The following is a 21,620-nucleotide window of genomic DNA, read 5'->3' as shown; positions in this document are numbered from 1 at the left end:
CACCTGTTGCATCGATCACCACATCGATGAGGTCATTCTCAAGGATGAGATCCGCATTATCGGTGACGGCAATCTTGCCGCTTTCCATGGCTGATGTCAGCGCCGAAGCCGTATTCACTTCGCGAGCATGGCCCGGTTCCTGATAGGCGATATCGACGGCCTTCAGGGCATTGGGCAGGTTCAATTCGGAAATCGCCCCGATTTCGACGCCGGGCATATGGGCGACGCGGGTGACGATATCCGTACCCATCTCCCCTGATCCGATCAGACCAATGCGAATTGGACGCCCCGCATCCGCACGCGCCTGCATGTCCCGCGCCAATCCCGTCAATGCTACATTGCTCGCCATACCTCAAACGCTCCTCATCTGGCTGCTTTGCTCCGGCATAGGACGGGAGAGGGCGCTTGGCAACAGCTAGCGATGCAGGAACCGGAATTCCGTATGCTGCCGGTAAGTCTCATCAGGGCGAAGCACCGCACTTGGAAAATCCGGCTGGTTTGGGCTGTCAGGAAAACGCTGCGCCTCAAGGCACAATCCGGCATGCGGGCCGTAGCGTTTGCCTTCAAGACCGATCAGCGAAGGGTCGATCATCCTGCCATCGTAGAATTGCAGACCGGGTTCGGTGGTGTGAACCTGCATTTCGAGACCCGTGCGGCCTCCCAGCGATGCGGCATGGCGCAAACCGTTCTTCGCATCACCGTTCAAAACCCAATTATGATCATATGTCGATGATGAGTGCGCGCCGATCAGACGCGGCTGACGAAAATCAAACGGTGTCTGATCCACAGGCAGGATTTCGCCTATGGGAATGAGATCGTCTGACACCGGCGTGTAGCTATCGGCAAAAATCTGCAACTCATGGCTGCGGATATCATCCGAACCATCCAAATTGAAGTAACTGTGCTGGGCGAAATTGGCGACGGTCAACGCATCGCTTGTCGCTTCAATGTCTATGCGCAGCGTTGATCCGGTGCTGAAGCTGTAGGTGCAGCGCACATTCATTGCGCCGGGAAAACCCTGATCGCCGTCGGGCAGTTGCAGTTCGAGCGTGACTGAAGATGTGCTCCAGTCGGTAATTTCCCAGAGGCGTTGTGACACCCCTTTTGAACCGCCGTGGAGGGTCTGCTTTCCGCCTTCATTGCGGTCAAGCGCATAATCCTTGCCGTCGAGAGTAAACCGGCCATGGGCAATCCGGTTGGCGTAGCGCCCGACCAGTGCCCCGAAATAAGGTGACTGATGCGGATAAGGATCGAATTGATCGAAACCGAGGACAACCCGTTGCAATGTGCCATCCGTCAAAGGGATTTGCAGATCGCGGATCACCGCACCCCAGTTGAGGATATGCGCTATTGCACCCGATGCTGACTGGATTGTCGCCTGAAACACCGGTTCGCCCGAAAACATCCCGAATGGCTGGGGTCCCAGCACCGCATGCATGTTCAATGGTCCTTCACAGCATTGCCGCGCGAGGACAGCTTGGCCTGCAAGATGACCACTATGAGCAAGAACAGGCCACGAATGACCGATTGCCAATAGGCGGAAAGCGAAATCCAGCCTTTGCCGTTCTCAAAATTCAGGACATTGAAGAGAATACCGAGCAGGAGCACACCCGCTAGCGTCGCACCGACGGAACCGACGCCGCCTGTCAGCAAAGTGCCGCCAACGACCACCGCAGCAATGGCAAACAGTTCCCAGCCTACGCCCTCAATCGGCTGACCAGCGCCGAACTGCGACGCGAGGATCACGCCCGCGAGGCCCGCAAGGCCGCCGCTGGCAAGATAGACGAGAAATTTGATCCGATTAACTGGCAGGCCCATCATCCGCGTTGCATCTTCATTACCACCAACAGCAAGCACACCGCGTCCTGTACTGGTGAAATTGAGCACAATCCAGCCAACAATATAGGCGCCAAGGGCAATCCATGCGGGGATGGGGAATCCGAGAAAATTGTCCTGCCCTATGGTGGTAAAGCCGCTGTCATAGGAAACGGAAACCGACTGGTTGTCCGCGAGCAGCAGGGCGGTGCCACTGGCGGCAAGCATCATTGCCAGCGTGGCGATAAATGGCATGATTTTCAATCGGGTCACCAGTGTCGCATTGATAAGGCCAATGCAGAGCCCCGCGCCGACGCCTGCGCCGAGCCCGATCCACGCGCCTTGCGGGCTGAAAAGCGCTGCGACCACACTGCCAAGCGCCGCTGTCGAACCCACTGAAAGGTCGATACCGCCGGTCATGATGACGAAACACATGCCAAGTGCGACCAGCGCAAACATCGAGTTATAGCGCAAGACGCTTGTGATGTTGAAAAAGCCGAGGAAGTAATCGTAGCGCGCCCAGCCGAAGACGATGAGCAACAGGAGTGCCAGCACCACCCCGTAACTGCCAAGCAAGGATATGTATTTTGCCCTGGTCATGCGTGTGCCCTGCCTTGTTGCTGTATCCAGACGGCGAGCACGATGATCCCGGCTTTGACCACCAGTGCGGCGGCATCCGGCACGCCATTGGCTAGCAAGGTGTAACGCACCAACTGGATTGTCATGGCGCCGATAAGTGTGCCGATGATGGTTGCCTTGCCGCCTGATAGAAGTGTGCCACCGACGGCGACGGCAGCGATGGCATCAAGCTCCATGCCAAGACCGACCTGATTGGCGTCGCTGGATGAATTGATGGCGATGACCACGAGCCCGGCTATACCGGCGCAAAGACCGCTCATGGCGTAGACGAGCAGTTTTACCTTGGCGACAGCAATGCCGGAGAGTTCAGCCGCCCGCTCATTGCCGCCGATGGCGATGATCTGGCGGCCAAAGACGGTGCGCTTCAGCATCCAGGCGGCGGCAAGAACAATGATCACCATCAGGATCACCTGTACGGGAATGCCGAATATCCGGCCAAGCCCGATGAACTGGAACTGCGGCACGCGAAATGTCTGCAGATTGCCGTTGGTCATGACTTGCGCGATGCCGCGTCCGGCGATGAAAAGCACCAGCGTGGCAACGATCGGCTGAATTCGAAATGCTGATATAAGCCAGCCATTGAACAAGCCAAACAATCCGGCCACGGCGATGGAAATGATCATGGCGGTGGCAACAGCCAGATAGATATTGTCGATAGGAACAATCTTTCCAAGAAAGATCATTGGCGCCAAAGCGCCTGAGATGGCCATGAGCGAGCCGACGGAGAGGTCAATGCCGCCAGTGGCAATAACCAGCGTCATACCAACTGCGACGATAACAATGGTGCAGACCTGTGTGAGATTCACATTCAGGGTCTGGATCGTTGCAAAATTACGGGTGAACGCCAGATTGAACAGGATGAGCAGAAGCAGGGCGATCAGCGTGCCATAACGTGCGAGAAACTCGAATGCATCGAAACGCTTGTTGGTGTGTGCGGTTTGCGGCGTGTCGGTCATGTCAGGGCTTTCTCGATGACAGGCGCATTGCCATGCGCCATGGCACCCATAAGTGCGTCTTCCGTTGCGGCTGATCGGTCAAATTCGGCAACACTGATGCCGTCGCGCAGAACAAACACCCGGTCAGCGCCTTCAATGACTTCTTCCAGCTCCGAAGAGATCATCAATACGGCCAAACCCTGATCCGCCAGAGATTTGATTAAAGACTGAATCTCGCCCTTGGCGCCGACGTCGATCCCGCGTGTTGGTTCATCCAAAATGAGCAGGCGCGGGTTCATCGCCAGCCATCGACCAAGCAGAACCTTCTGCTGATTGCCGCCAGAGAGTTCGCGCACCTTCTGATCTGGCCCCGAACATTTAATGCCAAGCTGCTTGATGAAACGCTCGACAATTTCGCGCTGGGCTTTCTCGTCGATAACACCCGACTTGCTGAGTTTCGGCATCAGCGCCAGCATCATGTTTTCAGCGACGCTCATATCAGGGACAATGCCTTCGCTCTTGCGATCCTCGGTGCAAAAGCCCATGCCCGCCGCGATGGCATCGGCTGGTCGCCTCGGTTCGAATGTCTTGTCGCCATAGGTCATGGCGCCTTTTTTCAAGCGGTCAATGCCAAAGACCAGCCGCGCCGTTTCCGTGCGGCCAGCACCGAGCAGTCCGGCAAAACCGGCGATCTCGCCGCTGCGAATATTGAATGAAACATCCTGAACGATCTGTCCCACGGCCAGATTGTCGGCGGAGAGCAGGATTTTGCCGATATTCTTTTCATCACGCGCGGTAAAAGCCGTGGCGTGGCCTTCTGTCTTTTCAATGCTGCGACCAAGCATGGACGAGACAAGATCGATTTTTTCGATTTCGTCCATACGGGCGGTTCTGATTGTCTTGCCATCGCGCATGATCGTGACGCGGTCACACACGGCATAAAGCTCATCCAGCTTGTGGCTGACAAAGACAACCGAAACGCCTTCCTGTTTCAATTGCCTGATGACATTGAAGAGGACGCCTACTTCGCGCTCGTCGAGCGATGAGGTCGGTTCATCCATGATCACGAGCTTGGCTGAAAAACCGATTGCCCGGGCAATCGCCACCATCTGCTGGGTTGCTGTGTTGAACTCCATCAGCGGCCGGCGCACGTCGACCCTGATATTGAAACGCTGCAATAGACCTTCGGCTTCGCGGTGCATGCTCGCCCAGTCAAGCAAACCGAAGCGGCGCTGTTCGCGTCCAAGGCAAATATTCTCGGTCAAGGACCGGTAAGGAACCAGATTGATTTCCTGATAGATGGTGCTGATGCCGCTCGCCTGTGCCTGCTGCGGCGAGAAGACTTCAAACGGTTTGCCATCGAAAGTCACTTCGCCCGCATCGCGCCGGTGATAGCCGGTCAGAACTTTGATCAGTGTTGATTTTCCCGCACCGTTCTGGCCGATAAGCGCATGCACCTCGCCGCGTGCCACAGTGAACGAAGCAGCGGAAAGGGCGGGGATTCCGGCAAAACGCTTGTCGATACCTGTCATCGATAGAAGAATATCGGTGTCCATTGCAAAGCCATTTCTGAAGTTATCGGAAGCTATTGCCAGTACTGGGATGCAGCGGGCAAAGAAAAAGCCAGCGCTCCATTGGAGCGCTGGCTTCGTCAGATATCAATAGGCGGAGCTTAACAATTTTGCCGCATTGCTGGCATCGTAGAACTGATCTGGATTGATGATCAATGGAGCGATTTTCTCTCCAGCAGCGTAGGCAGCAGCGGTGTCATAGGCCTTGGGGCCGAAGCGGGGATTACATTCAACCACGGCGGCAATCTTGCCATCAACAACAGCCTGTACGGCTTCCTTGCCGCCATCGATTGACAGAACAAGAATGTCTTTTCCGGGCACCTTGCCAGCGGCTTCAATGGCCGAGATCGCACCAATGGCCATTTCGTCATTATGGGCATAGATCACATTGGCATCGGGGTGGGCCTGAAGCAGAGTTTCGGCAACCTGACGACCCTTGTCGCGGGCAAAGTCACCCGTTTGCGATGCGACAATCTTGAAGTCGGAGTGCTTGGCGATGACGTCGTCAAAACCCTTCTTGCGATCATTGGCCGGGGATGAACCGGTGGTGCCTTCCAGTTCGATGATCTTCGTCTTGCCCTTGGCATTTGCGACCAGCCATTCGCCGATACGCTGGCCTTCTTCGATGAAGTTGGAGCCGATGAAGGTCACATAATCATCGCCAGCCTTGGCAAGCGATGCATCGACACTGCGGTCAAGCAGGATAACCGGGATACCAGCATTTTTGGCGGCCTTGATCGCTGGGATCAGCGGCTTTTCTTCACGTGGTGCGAGGAAAATCAGATCAACACCCTGTGCGATCATCGAATTGACGTCAGCAACCTGCTTGGCTGCGGAACTTGCCGCATCCGTGTAAACAAGCTGCCAGCCGCGCTTCTTGGCTTCTTCCTGCATGCTGGCGGTCTGGGCGAGGCGCCACGGATTGTTGCTTTCGGTCTGGGCAAAGCCAACCTTGTAGGTATCTTTCTTCTTCAATGGCGGCGAAGCGGCAAAAACACTGCCCGCTGCCAGCGCTGCAACGAGGCCAGCGGCGGATGTAAACAAGAGAGTACGACGGGTAATAGACATACGAATTTTCCTCCCAGAAATTCAGAGCGTGGATATTCCACTGGCTTGATCATCTTCATTTATAAAAATTAGTCAATAATTATTTATGTTGATTAGTCAGTGGTTCGCTGCATAATCATCCGGATGCAGCTTCATCGATTCAGATGCGTCTGAGCATGGCAAAGGGCTATTTTCGACATGAACGACACAGTGGATGATACGACCACTGACAAGAAAAAGTCCGCCCGGATTACAGCCCGGCGCAAGCGCGTGAACAAGCGGGTGACAATGACGGATATTGCGCGCATCGCCGGGTGTTCGCAAGCGACGGTTTCTTTTGTTCTAAACAAAACACCGGGTATCAAGCTTGCCACCGAAACGCGGGAGCGGGTGATTGAAGCCGCGCGTTCGCTTGGTTATGCGGCGCCGAATTTTGCCCATCTTGATGCCAGTGACACCTATGTGCCCGCCGTTGATGGCAAAATCGGCTTTGTCGTCGATCAGCTGGCAACCAGTCCGGAAGCTGTGGTTGCGATTGAGGGCGCACGGCAGGCGTCATGGAATGCGGGCAACATCATTCTGGTTGCCCAGACCCTAAATGATCCTGAGATGGAACCGCGCACCATCCGCGCCCTGCGTGAACAGGGGATATCCGCGCTGATCTATATGGCGATTTTCACGCGTGAAGTGACCTTGCCTGATTATCTCTATGATCTCGATATCCCGCTTATTCTTTTGAACTGTTACACCTCGGACTATGCGTTTCCGGCTGTTATTCCGAGCGAGATTGCCGGTGGTCAGCATTCGACCCGCCATCTGATCCAGCATGGCCACAAACGTATCGGCATTATTACCGGCGAGCCATGGATGGAAGCAGCGCAAGACCGGCTACGGGGCTATCGCCGGGCATTGGCGACGGCGGATATTCCCTTTGATCCTGAGTTGGTCATGGAGGGCGATTGGTCAGCAAGCGCGGGGTACAAGGCCACGCGGTCGCTGCTTGCGCTGAAAGACAGGCCTACTGCCATTTTCTGCCAGAATGATCGAACCGCCATCGGTTGCTATGAAGCGCTGAAAGAGGCGGGTATCCGTATCCCCGAAGATATTTCCGTCATTGGTTATGACGATGAAGAAATCTCACGGCACCTGCACCCGCAATTGACCACTTCGGTTCTGCCGCACCGCGCTATGGGCCGCTGGGCCATAGAGCAATTGGATACCTATATTCCGGGCAGCGGCACACGCTACCCCATTACCAAGCTGGAATGTCCATTGGTGGAGCGCCTCTCGGTGACGGATTGTGTCGAACAACAACCGTATCAATCTAATCTTGGGCAGCCTTTGCCTTGATGTAGTCTGCGCGATCAATGCCATGACGCTGCAATTTGTCGTAAAACGTTTTGCGCGGAATCCCCAGCGCCTCAATCGTTGTGCGCACATCGCCATTATTGCCTGATAGCGCGTCACGAATGAGCTTGGCTTCATACTGTTCCATAGCCTCGGGCAGATTAACAGGCGATGTCGTATGCGAGGCAACCCGTTCGCCACCCATTTCCCCCAGCCCAAGAGCGACCCGCTCGGCGAAATGCGCCAGTTCGCGCACATTGCCGGGCCAGTCATGCTCCATCAGTCGCGCCCGCATGGCTGAGGTCATTTCCTGCGGTTCCGTCTTGAAGCGAATGGCTGCGCGGTGCAGGAAATGCGTGAATAATAGCGGAATATCCTCCTTGCGCTCACGCAAAGGCGGTATTGATACCGTCACGACATTCAGGCGATAGAACAGGTCCTCGCGGAAATTGGCGCGCTGTTCCGGGCTGCCAAGGTCGACCTTCGCAGCGGCCACGACCCGCAAATCAACGGGGCGGTGCTCATTGGTGCCAAGCGGCGTGATCTCGCGCATTTCCAGCACGCGCAGGAGTTTCACCTGCGTCGCCAGCGGCATGCTCTCGATTTCATCGAGAAAGAGCGTTCCGCCGCTGGCATATTCTATCCGGCCGATGCGCTTTTTCTGAGCGCCTGTGAAGGCTCCAGCCTCATGGCCGAACAACTCGCTTTCGATCACTGATTCCGGCAATGCGCCGCAATTCAGCGCAACAAAATTGCCTTGTTTGCGCCGGCTCCATTCATGCAGAAGCCCGGCGGCGACGTCCTTGCCGCTGCCGGTCTCACCGGCAATCAGCACATCCACATCCGCGGTGGCCACATGACGTAAAGTCTTGCGCAGGTTTTGCATGACAGGCGTCTGGCCAATCAGCGGCACAGCCTCATCGGAAGCTTCCATGATTTGCCGCAGCTGGCGGTTCTCCATAACGAGGTGACGCTTGTCGGCAGCACGGCGAATACTTTGGACAAGTCGTTCGGCGGGATAGGGCTTTGCAATGAAATCGTAAGCACCTTCCTGCATGGCCTGAACGGCCATCTCAATGTCGCCGTGCCCCGTGATCAGGATGACGGGCAGGTCCGCATCCATTTCGCGCAAGCGCCGGAAAAACTCCACGCCATCAATATGCGGCATGCGTACATCGCTGACGACCACCCCGGCAAAATCCGGTGTCAGAAATCGCAGTGCGCTCATCGCGTCGGCAAAGGGAACCACGCTGAAACCGGCCAGCTCCAATGTTTGCCGGTTGGCGTTGCGCAGGTCGTCATCATCATCGACAAACGCAATGTGAGGTTGAAAATCCATGATCAAACAACCCTCTTGAGATGAACGGTAAATTTGGTTCCTGCGTTGCTGCTCTCCACTTCAATGCGTCCGCCATACTCGGCGACGATGTCGTGGCAGATCACCAGCCCAAGTCCGAGGCCACGGTCTTTGGATGTGTTGAATGGGGTAAAAAGGGCCTGCATGATTTCCGGGGGGATGCCGGGGCCATTATCCGCCACCGTGAGTTGCACTTCGTCATCGGCAAGCGCATAGCCAACGCTGATCCGGCTCGATGGCCCACCCTCCGTTGCCTCAAGTGCATTTTGCATCAGATTGATCAGAACCTGTTCCAGCCGGATACGATTGCCGTGGACTTTCACGTCTACAGGCGGTGTCTCGGTGGTGATCTTGCCAACGGTCTGCCGGAAGCGGCTGCCAAGGAGGAGCAACGCACCTTCGATAACGTCGCTGACCGCCGTCGGGCCTGCATCGCTGGTGCCCTTGCGGGAGAAGGTGCGCAACTCGTCAGTGATGCTGCCGATGCGTTCTGTGAGACCAGCAATCGCCGAGAGATTCTCTTTCACCGGCTCCATCTGATTGCGTGACAGAAAGGTCTTTGCGTTATCGGCATAGGAGCGAATGGCGGCCACCGGCTGGTTGATCTCGTGAGCAACGCCTGCCGTCACCTGCCCAAGAATGGCGAGACGGTTAGCCTGCACGAGTTCCTGCTGCACGGTTTGCAGTTTGTTTTCGGTCTTCTGCCGCTCTTCAGCCTGCATCACCAGTTCGGCATGAGCCGTACTCAGCGCTTCGGTACGTTCCGCCACGCGGCGCTCAAGCTCAAGGCGTGCTTGTTCCTGATAGTGTAAACGTCGCAATGCCCGGCCCCGGCGATACAGGAAAAAGGCGGTGAAGCCGAGGATAGGAGCAAGAACCGCCAAAGCGGCGAGTTGTGCTGAACGTATGGATTCGGTCACTGCCGCTCCGGCGGGAGCCAGCAACTGCAATGACCAGCTTGTGGTCGGCACAGGGACGCGAACACGGATGAATTCCGCATCCTGATTGGAACCGGGCAGTTGCGCCGTTACCCGGTCGGGGCTTGATTGCGTGAATGCCGGAGTGACACTCAAGGGAGCGAGCGGCGCAGCGCCAAATTGCAGGCTTTCGCGAATAGGGCCAACCTGATCAGCCGGTATCGGCGCCTGCGCCATGAACCGCCATTCGGGAAAGCTGGTGATCAACACAATACCGCGAGGATCGATTACATAGGATGGGTCGCTGCTTTTGCGCCAGTCGGCTTCAAGTTCATCAAATTCGACCTTCACGACGATCACACCAAGCAAGCCTGAAGGTCCATCAATCCGCCGTGAAATATAAAGGCCCGGCCGCTTGCTGATCGTCCCAAGCGCATAATGTTCAGCGCTTCCGCTTGCCAGGGCGCGCAGATAATAGGGGCGAAAACTATAGTCTATCCCGACAAAGCTCGTCGGTTCCTGCCAATTGCTGGCCGACAGTGCCGTGCCTTTGGCATCGAGAAGATAGATAACCGAGGCGTGTGTTCCTTCGATCAGGCTTTCCAGCTTGCGATCGACAAGGTGCAGCATGCTTTCACTGCGGGAAGTCAGCGCGCTGATGAGATCCCGGTCCTGTGAAAGAACAAATGGAAGGGAACGCTGCTTTTCCAGCACTGTCCGCAGGAGAACAGCGTTAAGTTCCGCAGCGCTTGTCGCTCTCGTTTCAAGTGTCTGGTAAGCACGATTGCGGCCATAATCATTGGCCGCCAGCAATGCGCCAAGGATCAGGAACACCGCCAGCGCCCCATAGATCAATTTGGATATGGCGCTCGACCCTGCCACCATAGGCAGTATATCGGCGTCTTTCTCAACCGAACGTTCCATATCTGATTTGTGCATATATCCGCACGATTGACAATAATTTTGTGCGTAATTTCGCACACGTGTAGATTGAAGATTTCTTCGTCTAAAATAATATTATTAAAAATCAGATAGTTGACAAATAATTTTCGGTTGGCACGGCCCTTGCTAATGAGATTGAAGAGAATGCGTAGGTTGTTCTCAAGAACAAGGGCCCGGGAGGCTGACAGGGTTTCTGCCAGACGCGGCTCGCACCATGGAGGAAGATATGAGTCCTGTGACCATCAACGCAGCGCCAGAGCCGCGCGTCAAGAAACCAATCTATACCCATCTGTATTTTCAGGTCATTGTTGCCATCACCATCGGCATCGCGCTTGGCCATTACTATCCAGATATCGGCACGAGCATGAAGCCGCTCGGCGATGCCTTCATCAAACTGGTGAAGATGATAATCGCCCCGGTAATCTTCCTGACCGTGACAACCGGCATCGCCGGAATGAGCGATCTGCAAAAGGTCGGCCGTGTTGCCGGCAAGGCAATGATCTACTTCCTGACCTTCTCGACACTGGCGCTTATCGTTGGCCTTATCGTGGCCAATGTCATTCAGCCCGGCGCGGGCATGAACATCAATCCGTCAACACTTGATCCAGCAGCCGTTGCCACCTACACGCAGCAGGCGCATGAACAGAGCGTTATCGGCTTCCTGCAAAACATTATTCCAACAACCATTGTCGGTGCGTTCGCATCTGGCGATATCCTGCAGGTCCTGTTCTTCTCGGTTCTCTTCGGTATTTCGCTGGCCATGGTTGGCGAGCGCGCCGAGCCTGTCACCAACTTCCTGCAAACATTGTCAGCACCGGTTTTCAAGCTGGTTGCCATTTTGATGAAGGCTGCCCCGATCGGTGCTTTCGGTGCCATGGCTTTCACCATCGGTAAATACGGCATTGCATCGGTTGCCAATCTGCTGATGCTCATCGGTACATTCTACCTGACGTCGATCCTGTTCGTGGTGATCATTCTGGGTGCCGTTGCCAAATATAACGGCTTCTCCATCTTCGCCCTTGTCCGTTACATCAAGGAAGAATTGCTCCTTGTTCTCGGCACCAGTTCTTCGGAAGCTGCCCTGCCGACCCTGATGGCGAAAATGGAAAAGGCGGGCTGCAAGAAGTCTGTCGTCGGTCTTGTTATTCCAACAGGCTATTCCTTCAATCTGGATGGCACCAATATCTATATGACACTGGCTGCCCTCTTCATCGCGCAGGCAACCAACACGCCGCTGACCCTCACCGATCAGGTTCTGCTGTTGCTGGTTGCCATGCTCAGCTCAAAGGGTGCTGCTGGCATCACCGGTGCTGGTTTCATCACCCTTGCCGCAACGCTATCAGTTGTTCCTGCCGTTCCGGTCGCCGGTATGGCGCTGATCCTCGGCATCGACCGCTTCATGTCTGAATGCCGCGCCCTGACCAATCTGGTCGGCAATGCAGTCGCGACCATCGTTGTGGCCCGCTGGGAAGGCGAACTCGATAAAGGCATGCTTGATCGTGCGCTGCATGGCGCCGTCAGCGAAGAAGAGGCTCTTGCCTTCGCCGGTTGACGGGTTGGTAAAGAATGAAATGGAAAGGCGGGCTCAGGCCCGCCTTTTTCATGCGAGATGGTCTCGCCATGCCTTCGCGTATGTATCGAAGGCGGCGTCAAGAGGTTGCACATTTCCGGTGTTCGTCGGTGCGGGGATTGTCGCGCCCGCGAGCAGGGCAGCCCCAAGGCTGGTTCCCGTCGAACCCGGCAGCGACATTACCTCCCGTTGTGTCAGGTTGCGCAATGCTGACAAATAGAGTGCGTTGCGGGAGAAGGGGCCTTCGATGATTGTAGCTCCCGCCGACCCGATCAGCTCCAGACTGATCGCGGTCATCATCGCCGTGTAGAGCGAAGCGGCGGCGGTTCGTTCTGCCGGGTTGCCTGGCTCGCCATTGGGCCAGTTTGCCACCCGGTTCGGATACGGGCCGGTGCCTTTGGCAAAACCTGGCAGGATCATCACCTGATCGCGAATAACGCGCTCAAGCGTTTCCGCGTCGGGAGCAACAGCATTCCCGCCAGTCAAAAGATCAAATTCACGCCCACCCATAAACCGGGCTGATGGCACTGCCTTGCCATAGGCGTCGACATTGGCAAGCGTATCGCGTTGCTGATCGAGTTGAGCCAGATGGCCGCCCACGGCAAACAAAACAACCCATGTCCCCGTTGAGACGACGGAAAACGGCGAGGTGCGTGTCATCAGATGCGGCAGCAGGGATGCATTTGAATCATGGATGCCGCAGAACACCGGTACTGGCCTGTTGATACCGATCTGAGTTGTCAGGGGTGCGAGCAAATCTCCGATATGATCGAAAGCCGAGCGGACGGGAGCCAGAAGCGGGCGCAGTTCCAGCTTGTCGACAAGGCTGGAATATTCACCGTCTCGCGGATTCCATAGATCCGTATGACAGCCAAGAGATGTCACTTCGTTCACTGCGGTTCCGGTTAACCGCCAGACCCAATATTGGGCATAGGTCAGGACAGTTTTTACGCCTGCGAACAATGCTGGAAATTGTGTTTTCTGATAGTGAATCTGCGCACCGACATTCAGCCCGCCAGCCAGATAGGGAGAGCCGGTCTCGGCAAAATCAGGCCGCAGCTGCGCATAGTCCTGACGTACTGCATCGGGATAGATATGCTCATAATCAATGACAGGCATGGCCAGTCCGTTTTCGCCAAGCAGAGCCGCCGCAGCGCCATGGGCGGTAACCGATATGGCATCAAAACCGGGTGTTTCGGCAAACTCTGTCAGCGAGTTCAGAAAGAAGTGCCACAGCACGTCGACATCATAATGCGGGTAGGGGCCATTGGTGGCCACGCGATTGGGGGTGCTGCGTACTGCCAGTTCCACACCGCTTTCTGCATCAACCACGACGAGCTTGGCATTGGTCTTGCCAACGTCAATGACAGCAATATGGCGCGGCCTGGTCATATCAGGCCAGATGAAACAGACAGACCAGATCGGACTGTACGGGTGAATGATCAGGGTTGGTCGCCATGATATCGGCCATATGCACCCACCATTTCTTCATCACAGGATGGTCAGGAAGATCAGCCATGGTGTGCCCGGCAGGGCGGGTGAGTACGCCGAAAAGCGTATTGGTTTCGCGATCAAGATGAATGGAATAATCCTGCACACCCGCGTCGCGCAGGAGGTCGACAAGCTCCGGCCAGATTGCATCATGCCGCCGCCGGTATTCCTCTTCCATGCCGGGATTGAGCATCATCTTGAACGCATATTTCTCTTGGGTGTTCATGCGTGCTTCCTGTGCCTGATGCGGCGGATGATAATCGGCAATGTTATGGTGATAATCAGAAGCAGGCCGATGAAGATCGACATGACAATGCCCGGTACATTCAGCAGTCCTAGGCCAAATGTAACCAGCCCCATCACGAAAGCTGCGATAACAACGCCGCCAATGGTGCCCGAACCGCCAAGAATGGAGATGCCGCCGAGAACGACCATGGTGACGATTTCGAGTTCCCAGCCTTGCGCGATGGAGGGGCGGGTGGAACCAAGGCGCGAGGTAAGGCAAACCGCAGCAATGCCCGACATCAGCCCGGTCATCAGGAACAGGGTGAACTTGATCCTTTCTACGCGGATACCGGAGAAGCGCGCCGCAAACTCATTATTGCCGATGGCATAGATGCGCCTGCCAAAGTTTGTGGCATGCAGCAGAATGGCGAAGAGAACTGCAAGAACGGCAAACAGGACAAATTCGAAGGAAAAGACCCAGAAGACGTAACCTTGTCCGAAATAGGCAAAGGATGAGGGATAACCGCCATAGGCTTTGTCGCCAAGGACGATATAGGCGATGCCGCGAAACAGGCTCATTGTGCCAATGGTCACGACAATGGAGGGAAGCCGCAGTCCAGCGACCAGAATGCCGTTGATTATACCGCATCCCACGCCAACCGCGATACCGATGACTACGAGCCCCGGAGTTCCAACACCCGCCTGTGCCGCAGCACCCATAGCCGTTGCGGCAAGGGCGATGATAGCGGCGACGGAAAGATCAATTTCTCCCGCAATGATCAGCAAGGCCATGGCAAAAGCCACCATCGCTTTTTCGGTGAAATTGAACGTGGCGTCCGAGAGGTTCCAGGCATTCAAGAAGTAGGGTGAGGCAAAGGAGTTGGCGATAAAAATCAGGATCGCGACAACCAGAAGCAGCGCTTCCCAACTGGCAAACAATCGCGTCGCAGATGTACCCAAACGATCCGGGATATGACGTTTTTCGCTTGTTATACTCATGCGATACCCTCGATCTTTTCCGATGCCCCACGATCCCGCAGAATGATGCGGCCGCGCCGTTGTTCCTGCCGCGCATTGAAAATCACGGCTGCAATGATGACGCCGCCGGAGATCGCCATTTGCGAGAACGGCGAAATATTGATGACGGGCAGGGCGTTCTTGATGACACCAAGGAACAGCGAGCCAAGCAGGGCTCCCGCAACCGAGCCAATGCCTCCAAGCGTCGAGATACCGCCGATGACGCATGCGGCAACGCTATCAAGTTCGAACCCCGCCGCGATATCGACGTAAGCCACCGCGTAGCGCGACACCCAGAGATAGCCGCACAGACCGGCAAGCGTGCCAGATATCACGAAGGCGAAAAACCGGGTGCGGCCCACATCAATGCCCGCATATACAGCCGCTGTCGGATTGCCGCCGGAAGCGTAGATCGCGCGGCCGAGGAAGGTGCGCGACATGACGATGTAAATGACAGCGACAATGATGATGGCTGTCCATCCGAGGACAGGCAGACCAAGAAAGACATGACGCGGCGTTTGCAGGAATGGCTCGGTCATCTGATGCGCATTGACCCAGCCACCACCTGACAGAACGAAGGCCATACCGCGATAAATGGTAAGGGTGCCAAGCGTGACAACAATGGAAGGAATGCCAAGCTTCCATACGAACAGACCGTTAATTGCGCCGAGGATCGCGCCAATGCCAAGCGCGATGACGACAATCAGCGCCAATGGCAAATCCGGGTGAGCTGCGTTGAGCATCGCAACTGCCATGCCAGTAAAAGCGACATTGGCGGCAACGGAAAGATCAATCGATTTCGTCAGGATCACGGTCATCTGGCCGAGCGCCAGAATGATCAGGATCGACGTGTCATTGAAAATATTGGAGAGGTTCGAAGGGCTGGCAAAGCCCGATGAGCGCGAGGAGAAAACGCCAAGCAGGACGGCGATGATTATCACCAGCAGCATCTCGCGAAATCTGAAAAGCTTTTTGATCATTTCGCTCCTTACGCGTTGCCGGTTGCGGCGCGAACCAGTATCTCGGCGTTCATATCTGCACGCTCGAACAGACCGGCGGACAGGCCTTCACGCATCACAAGCACGCGGTCGGACATACCCAGAATCTCAGGCAGTTCGGATGAAACCATGATAATGCTGAGACCTTCGCCTGCGAGCTCGCTGATAAAGGCGTGGACGGCTGCTTTCGAGCCGATATCGATGCCTTTGGTGGGTTCATCGAGAATGAGGATTTTCGGCTGCGTGGCCAGCCACTTGCCGATGACGACCTTCTGCTGATTGCCACCGGACAGCGTACCAACAGGCACCGACAAGGCCGCCGCGCGCAGGTCAAAACGTTCGGCATATTTGCGGGCTAGCGCCAGTTCTTCCGCTGCACGCAAGAAACCAGAGCGTGAGGTTTTCCCAAGCGAAGGCAGGGAGATATTCTGGTAGATCGGCAATTGCAGCACGGCGCCATGGCGCCCGCGCTCTTCGGGCACATAAACAATGCCCGCATGAACCGCCTCGCCGGGCGAGCGTATCTGGATTTCCTTGCCGTCCAGTTCCAGCCTGCCGTGCGATGGCCGGGTGACGCCGAACAGGGACTGGCAAATCTCCGAACGACCGGCGCCGACCAGTCCATAGATGCCAAGGATTTCGCCTTTGCGCAGTTCGAAGGAGATATCGCGGAACTCGGTCGGATGGCTGTAATTCTCAACCTTCAGAACCGTTTTGCCGAGCGGAATATCCACTTTCGGAAAGGCATGTTCGATGGAGCGGCCAACCATCAGGCGGACAATATCGTTCTGGTTGATGTCGGCGAGCGCCCCGCTACCCACAGCTTTGCCATCGCGAAACACCGCATAATTATCCGCGATCTCATAAACCTCATCGAATTTGTGGCTGATGAAGAGGATGGCTTTGCCTTGAGCCTTCAGCCGTCTGACGATCTGGAAGAGATCATCGACTTCCTTGCGTGACAGGGCAGCCGTCGGTTCATCCATGATGACGATACGCGCGTCAACCGAGAGCGCACGGGCGATGGCAACGAGATGGCGCTGGGCGATGGAAAGATCCTTCAGCCGGGCACGCGGGTCGATATTGCTTTCGAGCGAATGAAGCAGGGCGAGCGCCCTTGCATTGACGCCCTTCCAGTTGACGAGACCGAATGATGTCTTCGGCGCGTGGCCGATAAAGATGTTCTCGGCCACTGACAATTCATCAAAAAGCACGGTTTCCTGATGAATGGCCGTCACGCCATGATTGATTGCATCCTGCGCATTACCGAAGGCGACAGCTTTGCCATCAATGTGAATTTCGCCTTCGTCGGATTCGTAGATACCGGTCAGAATCTTGACGAGGGTAGACTTCCCCGCGCCGTTTTCGCCGATCAGCGCCGTCACTGTACCCGGATAAAGGGAAATATTGACGTCGTTCAGTGCTTTTACACCGGGAAACGACTTGGAGATGGCCCGCATTTCCAGAATGGGGACAATGGGTGATGGCTCGGCAAGGGCGGCGTTCATCATGGACATACCAATGGGTTGAAAAATGCCCGGCAGAAAATCTGCCGGGCTTCTGCGGCGCGGTTGCCGGATCAGAAAATCTTCGAGAACTGATCGATATTCTTCGCGTCATAGACGAAGGGATCAGCCATGGCGGCTTCACCATTCTCGCCGATCTTGATCTTACCCATGCGTCCGGCTTCAATCTCGCTGCCGGGTTTGCCGTCCGTGTCGCCCTTGACGAGGCGATAGGCGATCTGCGTGGCGGAATAACCAAGATCAATCGGATTCCAGATGGCAAATTCCTTGGTGGCACCGGATTTGATGGCACCGGCCATTTCTGAAGGCAGGCCAAGGCCCGTTACATAAACCGAACCGATCTTCTTGGCATCGGCCACCGCCTGCGAGGCGGCGAGAACACCAACTGTCGTTGGAGCAACGATAACTTTCACGTTCGGCTGTGAGGTCAGGAGGCCCTGTGCTTCGCGATAGCTCTTATCAGCAAGGTCATCGCCATAAACGGTTGTCACCAGATTGAGGCCGGGGAAACTTGGCAGCTGCTTTTTCATTTCGGCAATCCAGGTGTTCTGGTTTGTCGATGTGGTTGTTGCCGAAAGGATCGCAAAGTCGCCCTTGCCATCGGGCAGATGGGCTGCGGCGAGTTGCAGGCACATCTTGCCGATCAACTCGTTCGATGATGGGTTGAGGTGGACGATACGGCCTTCCTTGGCCACGGCAGAATCCCACGAGATAACCTTGATGCCGCGTGCCATGGCTTTCTTGAGCGCTGGTACAACCGCGTCCGGATCGTTGGCGGAAATGGCAATGGCGTTAACGTTCTGGGCGATCAGCGCATTGATGACCTCAATCTGGCCCTCAGCTGTGGTTGATGTCGGTCCCGTATAGATGACCTCGACGCCGCCCAGTTCCTTTGCCGCTTCCTGCGCGCCCTTGTTGGCCGCTTCAAAGAAGCCGTTACCGAGCGATTTTGCCACCAGACCAATCTTGATGGTTTCTGCCTGTGCCTGTGACGCGAGCATGGCAAGTGCCAGAGCCGACCCCAGTGCAAGTTTCTTCAATACGTTCATTTCTCTTCCTCCCTAGATTGAAAATACGCCGCTCCGGCGCTGGTTTTTATGCGATCGAAGCGGAATCCCTTGATTTGTCCTGTGCATTCACCTTTGCGATGATCAACTCGACTCCGGCGTCCTCCACCATTTTTCGGTCCGCGTCCAAAATGCCGTCGTCGGTTATAATTGTCGCAACGCGCTGCAGCGGGCATAGGATCAGGCTTGAGCGGCGCCCAAACTTGGTCGAATCCACCAGCAGCACCAGTTCGTCCGCCTGTGTGATCAGTTTCTGTTCGCCCTGAATGATCAGCGGATCAGATTCCATAGCCCCGAACGGGCCGACACCAACCGCACCCATAAACATGCGCTTGCCGTAGAAATTGCGGGTTACGTCATTGTCGAAAGGCGAGAGGATCATGCTCTGCTCGCGGTAAATCATGCCGCCGGGTATGATCACTGTGCTCTTGGAGTTCTTCACCAGATGTTCAGCGATGGCGAAGGAGTTGGTCATGATCTGCAAACGACGTGCGGCGAGATAATGCACCATCTGGAACGTCGTCGTGCCGCCATTGAGAATGATCGCATCACCTTCATTGCAAAGGTTTACGGCTTCGCGGGCGATTGCCCGCTTCTTATCAATGTTCTCGGCTTCGGATACCCGAAATGGCCGGCCGGCAAGTGCAGTCTGCTGTGGCGGGTGAATGGCTTCCGCGCCGCCACGAACCCGGCGCAGCTTGCCCTGTACATGCATGGAGGCGATATCGCGACGGATCGTTGCTTCCGACGCTTCCGTCAGTTCGGCAATGTCCTGAATGGTGATGAACGGTTTTTCCTGAACTGCACTCAGGATAATACGTTGACGCTCACGTTCGTGCATTTTTCCCTCCACTGTCGCAAGCATTGCGCAAAATAACGTGCAGTGTCAATCAATATCAGTCAAATATATTCATATTGCACTGCACAATTGCAATTTTATGATTGAATATGATCATTTATGATTGACACGAAATCACACTCTGCTCCATAGCTAGAGAAAATTCACATGGCTGTGGCGCGATGCCCGGCCATCATATGATCGATCGGGAGGCAAGTATGGCAGGCAAGCTCCAACTTCTGGATAATCGTTGGGATGAACAAAAGGCTGCCAAGCTGGATGAGCCGGGCAAGCTGCTCTATCGCTCCAATCTGCTGGGTGCTGACAAGCGCATTACCAATTATGGCGGGGGCAATACCTCGGCCAAAGTGCTGGAAACCGACCCGCTGACCGGTAAATCAGTTGAAGTGCTTTGGGTGAAGGGTTCAGGCGGCGATGTTGGCACGATCAAGCTCGACGGCTTCGCCACGCTTTATATGGAAAAGCTGGAATCGCTGAAATCCATATACAAAGGCGTTGCTGACGAAGACCGTATGGTGGGCTTCCTGCCGCACTGCACGTTCAATCTTAACAGTCGTGCGGCCTCGATTGACACGCCTTTGCACGGTTTCGTGCCGTTCAGGCATGTCGATCATATGCACCCCGATGCAATTATTGCTATCGCCGCGTCAAAGAATTCGCGCGAGTTGACCAAGGAAGTCTTCGGGAACGATATCGGTTGGCTGCCGTGGCGTCGCCCGGGTTTTCAGCTTGGTCTCGATCTCGGCGCCTATGTGGCTGCCAACCCAAGCTCGAAAGGCGTGGTGCTGGAAAGCCATGGTCTGTTCACTTGGGCCGATGATGCCAGGGAATGTTATGAGCTGACGCTTGATATCATCAACAAGGCGATTGTCTGGTTCGATGGCAAGACCGCTGGCAAAGCGGCTTTTGGCGGCGAGGTAACGAAAAGTCTTGATGCTTCCGCACGTCGTGCCGTGGCCGCTCGACTTATGCCTGAGATTCGCGGTAAGATCGGTGTATCCGAGCGCAAGCTTGGTGATTTCGATGACCAGCCAGCGGTTCTGGAGTTCGTCAATTCGAAAAACCTGCGTCCCCTCGCGGCACTTGGCACCAGTTGCCCGGATCATTTTCTGCGCACGAAAATCCGCCCGCTGGTGCTTGATATCGATCCGGCCAATCTTGATGCTGCCGTTGACGCGCTTGATACTGCGCTTGAAGCCTACCGCGTTGACTATGCCCGCTATTATAATGCCTGCAAGCACGCCAATTCCCCTGCCATGCGCGATCCTAACCCGGTGATTTTCCTCATTCCCGGTGTTGGCATGCTGTCCTTTGCCAAGGATAAGGCGACAGCACGCATCGCCGGTGAATTCTACGTCAACGCCATCAATGTCATGCGTGGCGCTTCATCGGTTTCCGAATATCAGGGGTTGCCGGAACAGGAAGCTTTCGACATCGAATACTGGCTGCTTGAGGAAGCCAAGCTGCAGCGGATGCCAAAGCCCAAATCATTGGCGGGTCGTGTGGCATTCGTAACAGGTGGTGCCGGTGGCATTGGCCGTGCGACGGCCGAGCGACTGCTCGAGCAGGGTGCCTGCGTTGTTCTTGCGGATATTGATGCGGAGGCGTTGAAGGCTGCCCATCAGGATTTTGCCGGGCGTTACAGCCCCGATGCGGTTCGCGGTGTACAGCTTAATGTGACAGACGAGGCGGGTGTGATTGCAAGCTTTGCCGAAGCCGCGATCGAATTCGGCGGCATCGATATTCTTGTCTCCAATGCGGGCATCGCGTCGTCAGCCCCGATTGAAGTCACGGAACTTGCCATGTGGAACCGCAATATGGACATTCTGGCGACAGGGTATTTCCTCGTGTCGCGCGAAGCTTTCCGTCTGTTCCGGCGCCAGAAAATCGGCGGCAATGTGGTGTTTGTTGCTTCCAAAAACGGACTTGCTGCTTCTCCCAACGCCAGTGCCTATTGCGCTGCCAAGGCTGCGGAAATTCATCTGGCGCGCTGCCTCGCGCTGGAAGGGGCAGAAGCCGGTATTCGTGTGAACACTGTTAATCCGGACGCTGTGCTGCGCGGCTCGAAAATCTGGAATGGCGAGTGGCGCGAACAACGCGCGGCATCGTCCAATCTGCAGGTCGATGAGCTTGAAGAGCATTATCGCAAACGCTCGCTTCTTAAGCTCAATGTGCTGCCTGAGGATATTGCCGAGGCGATCTATTTCCTTGCCTCCGATGCCTCAGCCAAGTCCACGGGCAATATTATCAATGTCGACGCTGGCAACGTGCAAAGCTTCACGCGATAAAAGCGGTCT

The 21,620-nt window shown here is 55.6% G+C and carries 17 protein-coding genes and 1 pseudogene; 3 read left to right on the top strand and 15 right to left on the bottom strand.

Translation table 11 applies throughout. The features are described 5' to 3' along the window. The 6 genes and pseudogenes from AB4Y96_RS05990 to AB4Y96_RS05965 all read right to left on the bottom strand — a co-directional run. A pseudogene (locus AB4Y96_RS05990) lies at window positions 1-349 on the bottom strand (homoserine dehydrogenase); the annotation flags it as partial. Window positions 350-415: 66 nt separating this feature from the next. Then, entirely contained in the window at window positions 416-1,438 is a 1,023-nt protein-coding gene (locus tag AB4Y96_RS05985) for an aldose epimerase family protein (RefSeq protein ID WP_441916252.1), read from the bottom strand. A gap of 2 nt (window positions 1,439-1,440) precedes the next feature. Further along, the gene (locus AB4Y96_RS05980; protein ID WP_441916251.1) at window positions 1,441-2,415 is read right to left on the bottom strand and encodes an ABC transporter permease; all 975 of its coding nucleotides are present in this window, start codon (window positions 2,413-2,415) and stop codon (window positions 1,441-1,443) included. Beyond that, on the bottom strand, window positions 2,412-3,410 hold the full coding sequence (locus tag AB4Y96_RS05975) for an ABC transporter permease (RefSeq protein WP_441916250.1): 999 nt from the start codon (window positions 3,408-3,410) through the stop codon (window positions 2,412-2,414). The genes AB4Y96_RS05980 and AB4Y96_RS05975 overlap by 4 nt, the downstream gene beginning before the upstream one ends. Next, entirely contained in the window at window positions 3,407-4,945 is a 1,539-nt protein-coding gene (locus AB4Y96_RS05970) for a sugar ABC transporter ATP-binding protein (RefSeq protein ID WP_441916249.1), read from the bottom strand. The genes AB4Y96_RS05975 and AB4Y96_RS05970 overlap by 4 nt, the downstream gene beginning before the upstream one ends. Window positions 4,946-5,047: 102 nt before the next feature. Next, the gene (locus AB4Y96_RS05965) at window positions 5,048-6,028 is read right to left on the bottom strand and encodes an ABC transporter substrate-binding protein (protein ID WP_441916248.1); all 981 of its coding nucleotides are present in this window, start codon (window positions 6,026-6,028) and stop codon (window positions 5,048-5,050) included. A 177-nt stretch (window positions 6,029-6,205) separates the two neighbouring features. On the opposite strand from AB4Y96_RS05965, the gene AB4Y96_RS05960 reads away from it, so the two are divergent. Continuing rightward, complete coding sequence (locus AB4Y96_RS05960) at window positions 6,206-7,357, top strand: LacI family DNA-binding transcriptional regulator (protein ID WP_441916247.1); 1,152 nt, start codon at window positions 6,206-6,208, stop codon at window positions 7,355-7,357. On the opposite strand, the gene AB4Y96_RS05955 is transcribed toward AB4Y96_RS05960, so the two are convergent. Together AB4Y96_RS05955 and AB4Y96_RS05950 are read right to left on the bottom strand one after the other, a co-directional pair. Continuing rightward, window positions 7,332-8,693: a sigma-54-dependent transcriptional regulator gene (locus tag AB4Y96_RS05955; RefSeq protein WP_441916246.1), complete on the bottom strand. Its 1,362-nt coding sequence runs from the start codon at window positions 8,691-8,693 to the stop codon at window positions 7,332-7,334. The two genes, AB4Y96_RS05960 and AB4Y96_RS05955, sit on opposite strands and share 26 nt — an antisense overlap. 2 nt (window positions 8,694-8,695) lie before the next feature. Further along, entirely contained in the window at window positions 8,696-10,567 is a 1,872-nt protein-coding gene (locus AB4Y96_RS05950; RefSeq protein ID WP_441916245.1) for a sensor histidine kinase, read from the bottom strand. 229 nt (window positions 10,568-10,796) lie between these two features. On the opposite strand from AB4Y96_RS05950, the gene AB4Y96_RS05945 reads away from it, so the two are divergent. Continuing rightward, window positions 10,797-12,122 carry a dicarboxylate/amino acid:cation symporter gene (locus AB4Y96_RS05945; RefSeq protein WP_441916244.1) on the top strand — a complete coding sequence of 442 codons (1,326 nt, stop codon included), beginning with the start codon at window positions 10,797-10,799 and terminating at the stop codon, window positions 12,120-12,122. A 48-nt stretch (window positions 12,123-12,170) separates the two neighbouring features. On the opposite strand, the gene AB4Y96_RS05940 is transcribed toward AB4Y96_RS05945, so the two are convergent. The 7 genes from AB4Y96_RS05940 to AB4Y96_RS05910 all read right to left on the bottom strand — a co-directional run bounded on the left by AB4Y96_RS05940 (window position 12,171) and on the right by AB4Y96_RS05910 (window position 19,305). Next, window positions 12,171-13,532 (bottom strand): FGGY-family carbohydrate kinase, encoded by a 1,362-nt coding sequence (locus tag AB4Y96_RS05940; RefSeq protein WP_441916243.1) that lies wholly within the window; start codon window positions 13,530-13,532, stop codon window positions 12,171-12,173. 1 nt (window position 13,533) lies between these two features. After that, on the bottom strand, window positions 13,534-13,857 hold the full coding sequence (gene rhaM / locus AB4Y96_RS05935; RefSeq protein ID WP_091882899.1) for an L-rhamnose mutarotase: 324 nt from the start codon (window positions 13,855-13,857) through the stop codon (window positions 13,534-13,536). Beyond that, a complete protein-coding gene (locus tag AB4Y96_RS05930) occupies window positions 13,854-14,855 on the bottom strand; it encodes an ABC transporter permease (RefSeq protein WP_441916242.1) in 1,002 nt (333 codons plus the stop codon). Before AB4Y96_RS05930 ends, rhaM begins: the two co-directional genes overlap by 4 nt. Further along, window positions 14,852-15,853 (bottom strand): ABC transporter permease, encoded by a 1,002-nt coding sequence (locus tag AB4Y96_RS05925; protein WP_441916241.1) that lies wholly within the window; start codon window positions 15,851-15,853, stop codon window positions 14,852-14,854. The genes AB4Y96_RS05930 and AB4Y96_RS05925 overlap by 4 nt, the downstream gene beginning before the upstream one ends. 8 nt (window positions 15,854-15,861) lie before the next feature. Next, window positions 15,862-17,379 (bottom strand): sugar ABC transporter ATP-binding protein, encoded by a 1,518-nt coding sequence (locus tag AB4Y96_RS05920; protein ID WP_441916260.1) that lies wholly within the window; start codon window positions 17,377-17,379, stop codon window positions 15,862-15,864. 71 nt (window positions 17,380-17,450) lie between these two features. Next, window positions 17,451-18,446, bottom strand: coding sequence for a rhamnose ABC transporter substrate-binding protein (gene rhaS / locus AB4Y96_RS05915; RefSeq protein WP_441916240.1), 996 nt, complete (start codon window positions 18,444-18,446; stop codon window positions 17,451-17,453). Between the two features lie 46 nt (window positions 18,447-18,492). After that, the gene (locus AB4Y96_RS05910; RefSeq protein WP_441916239.1) at window positions 18,493-19,305 is read right to left on the bottom strand and encodes a DeoR/GlpR family DNA-binding transcription regulator; all 813 of its coding nucleotides are present in this window, start codon (window positions 19,303-19,305) and stop codon (window positions 18,493-18,495) included. Between the two features lie 215 nt (window positions 19,306-19,520). On the opposite strand from AB4Y96_RS05910, the gene AB4Y96_RS05905 reads away from it, so the two are divergent. Beyond that, entirely contained in the window at window positions 19,521-21,611 is a 2,091-nt protein-coding gene (locus AB4Y96_RS05905; protein WP_441916238.1) for a bifunctional rhamnulose-1-phosphate aldolase/short-chain dehydrogenase, read from the top strand. Window positions 21,612-21,620 lie beyond the last annotated feature (9 nt).

This window comes from Phyllobacterium sp. TAF24, from assembly GCF_052113785.1.
In the GTDB taxonomy this organism is placed as follows: domain Bacteria; phylum Pseudomonadota; class Alphaproteobacteria; order Rhizobiales; family Rhizobiaceae; genus Phyllobacterium.
The sequence above is the reverse complement of the archived record's forward strand: the minus strand, read 5'-3'. Positions and strand labels throughout refer to the sequence as shown.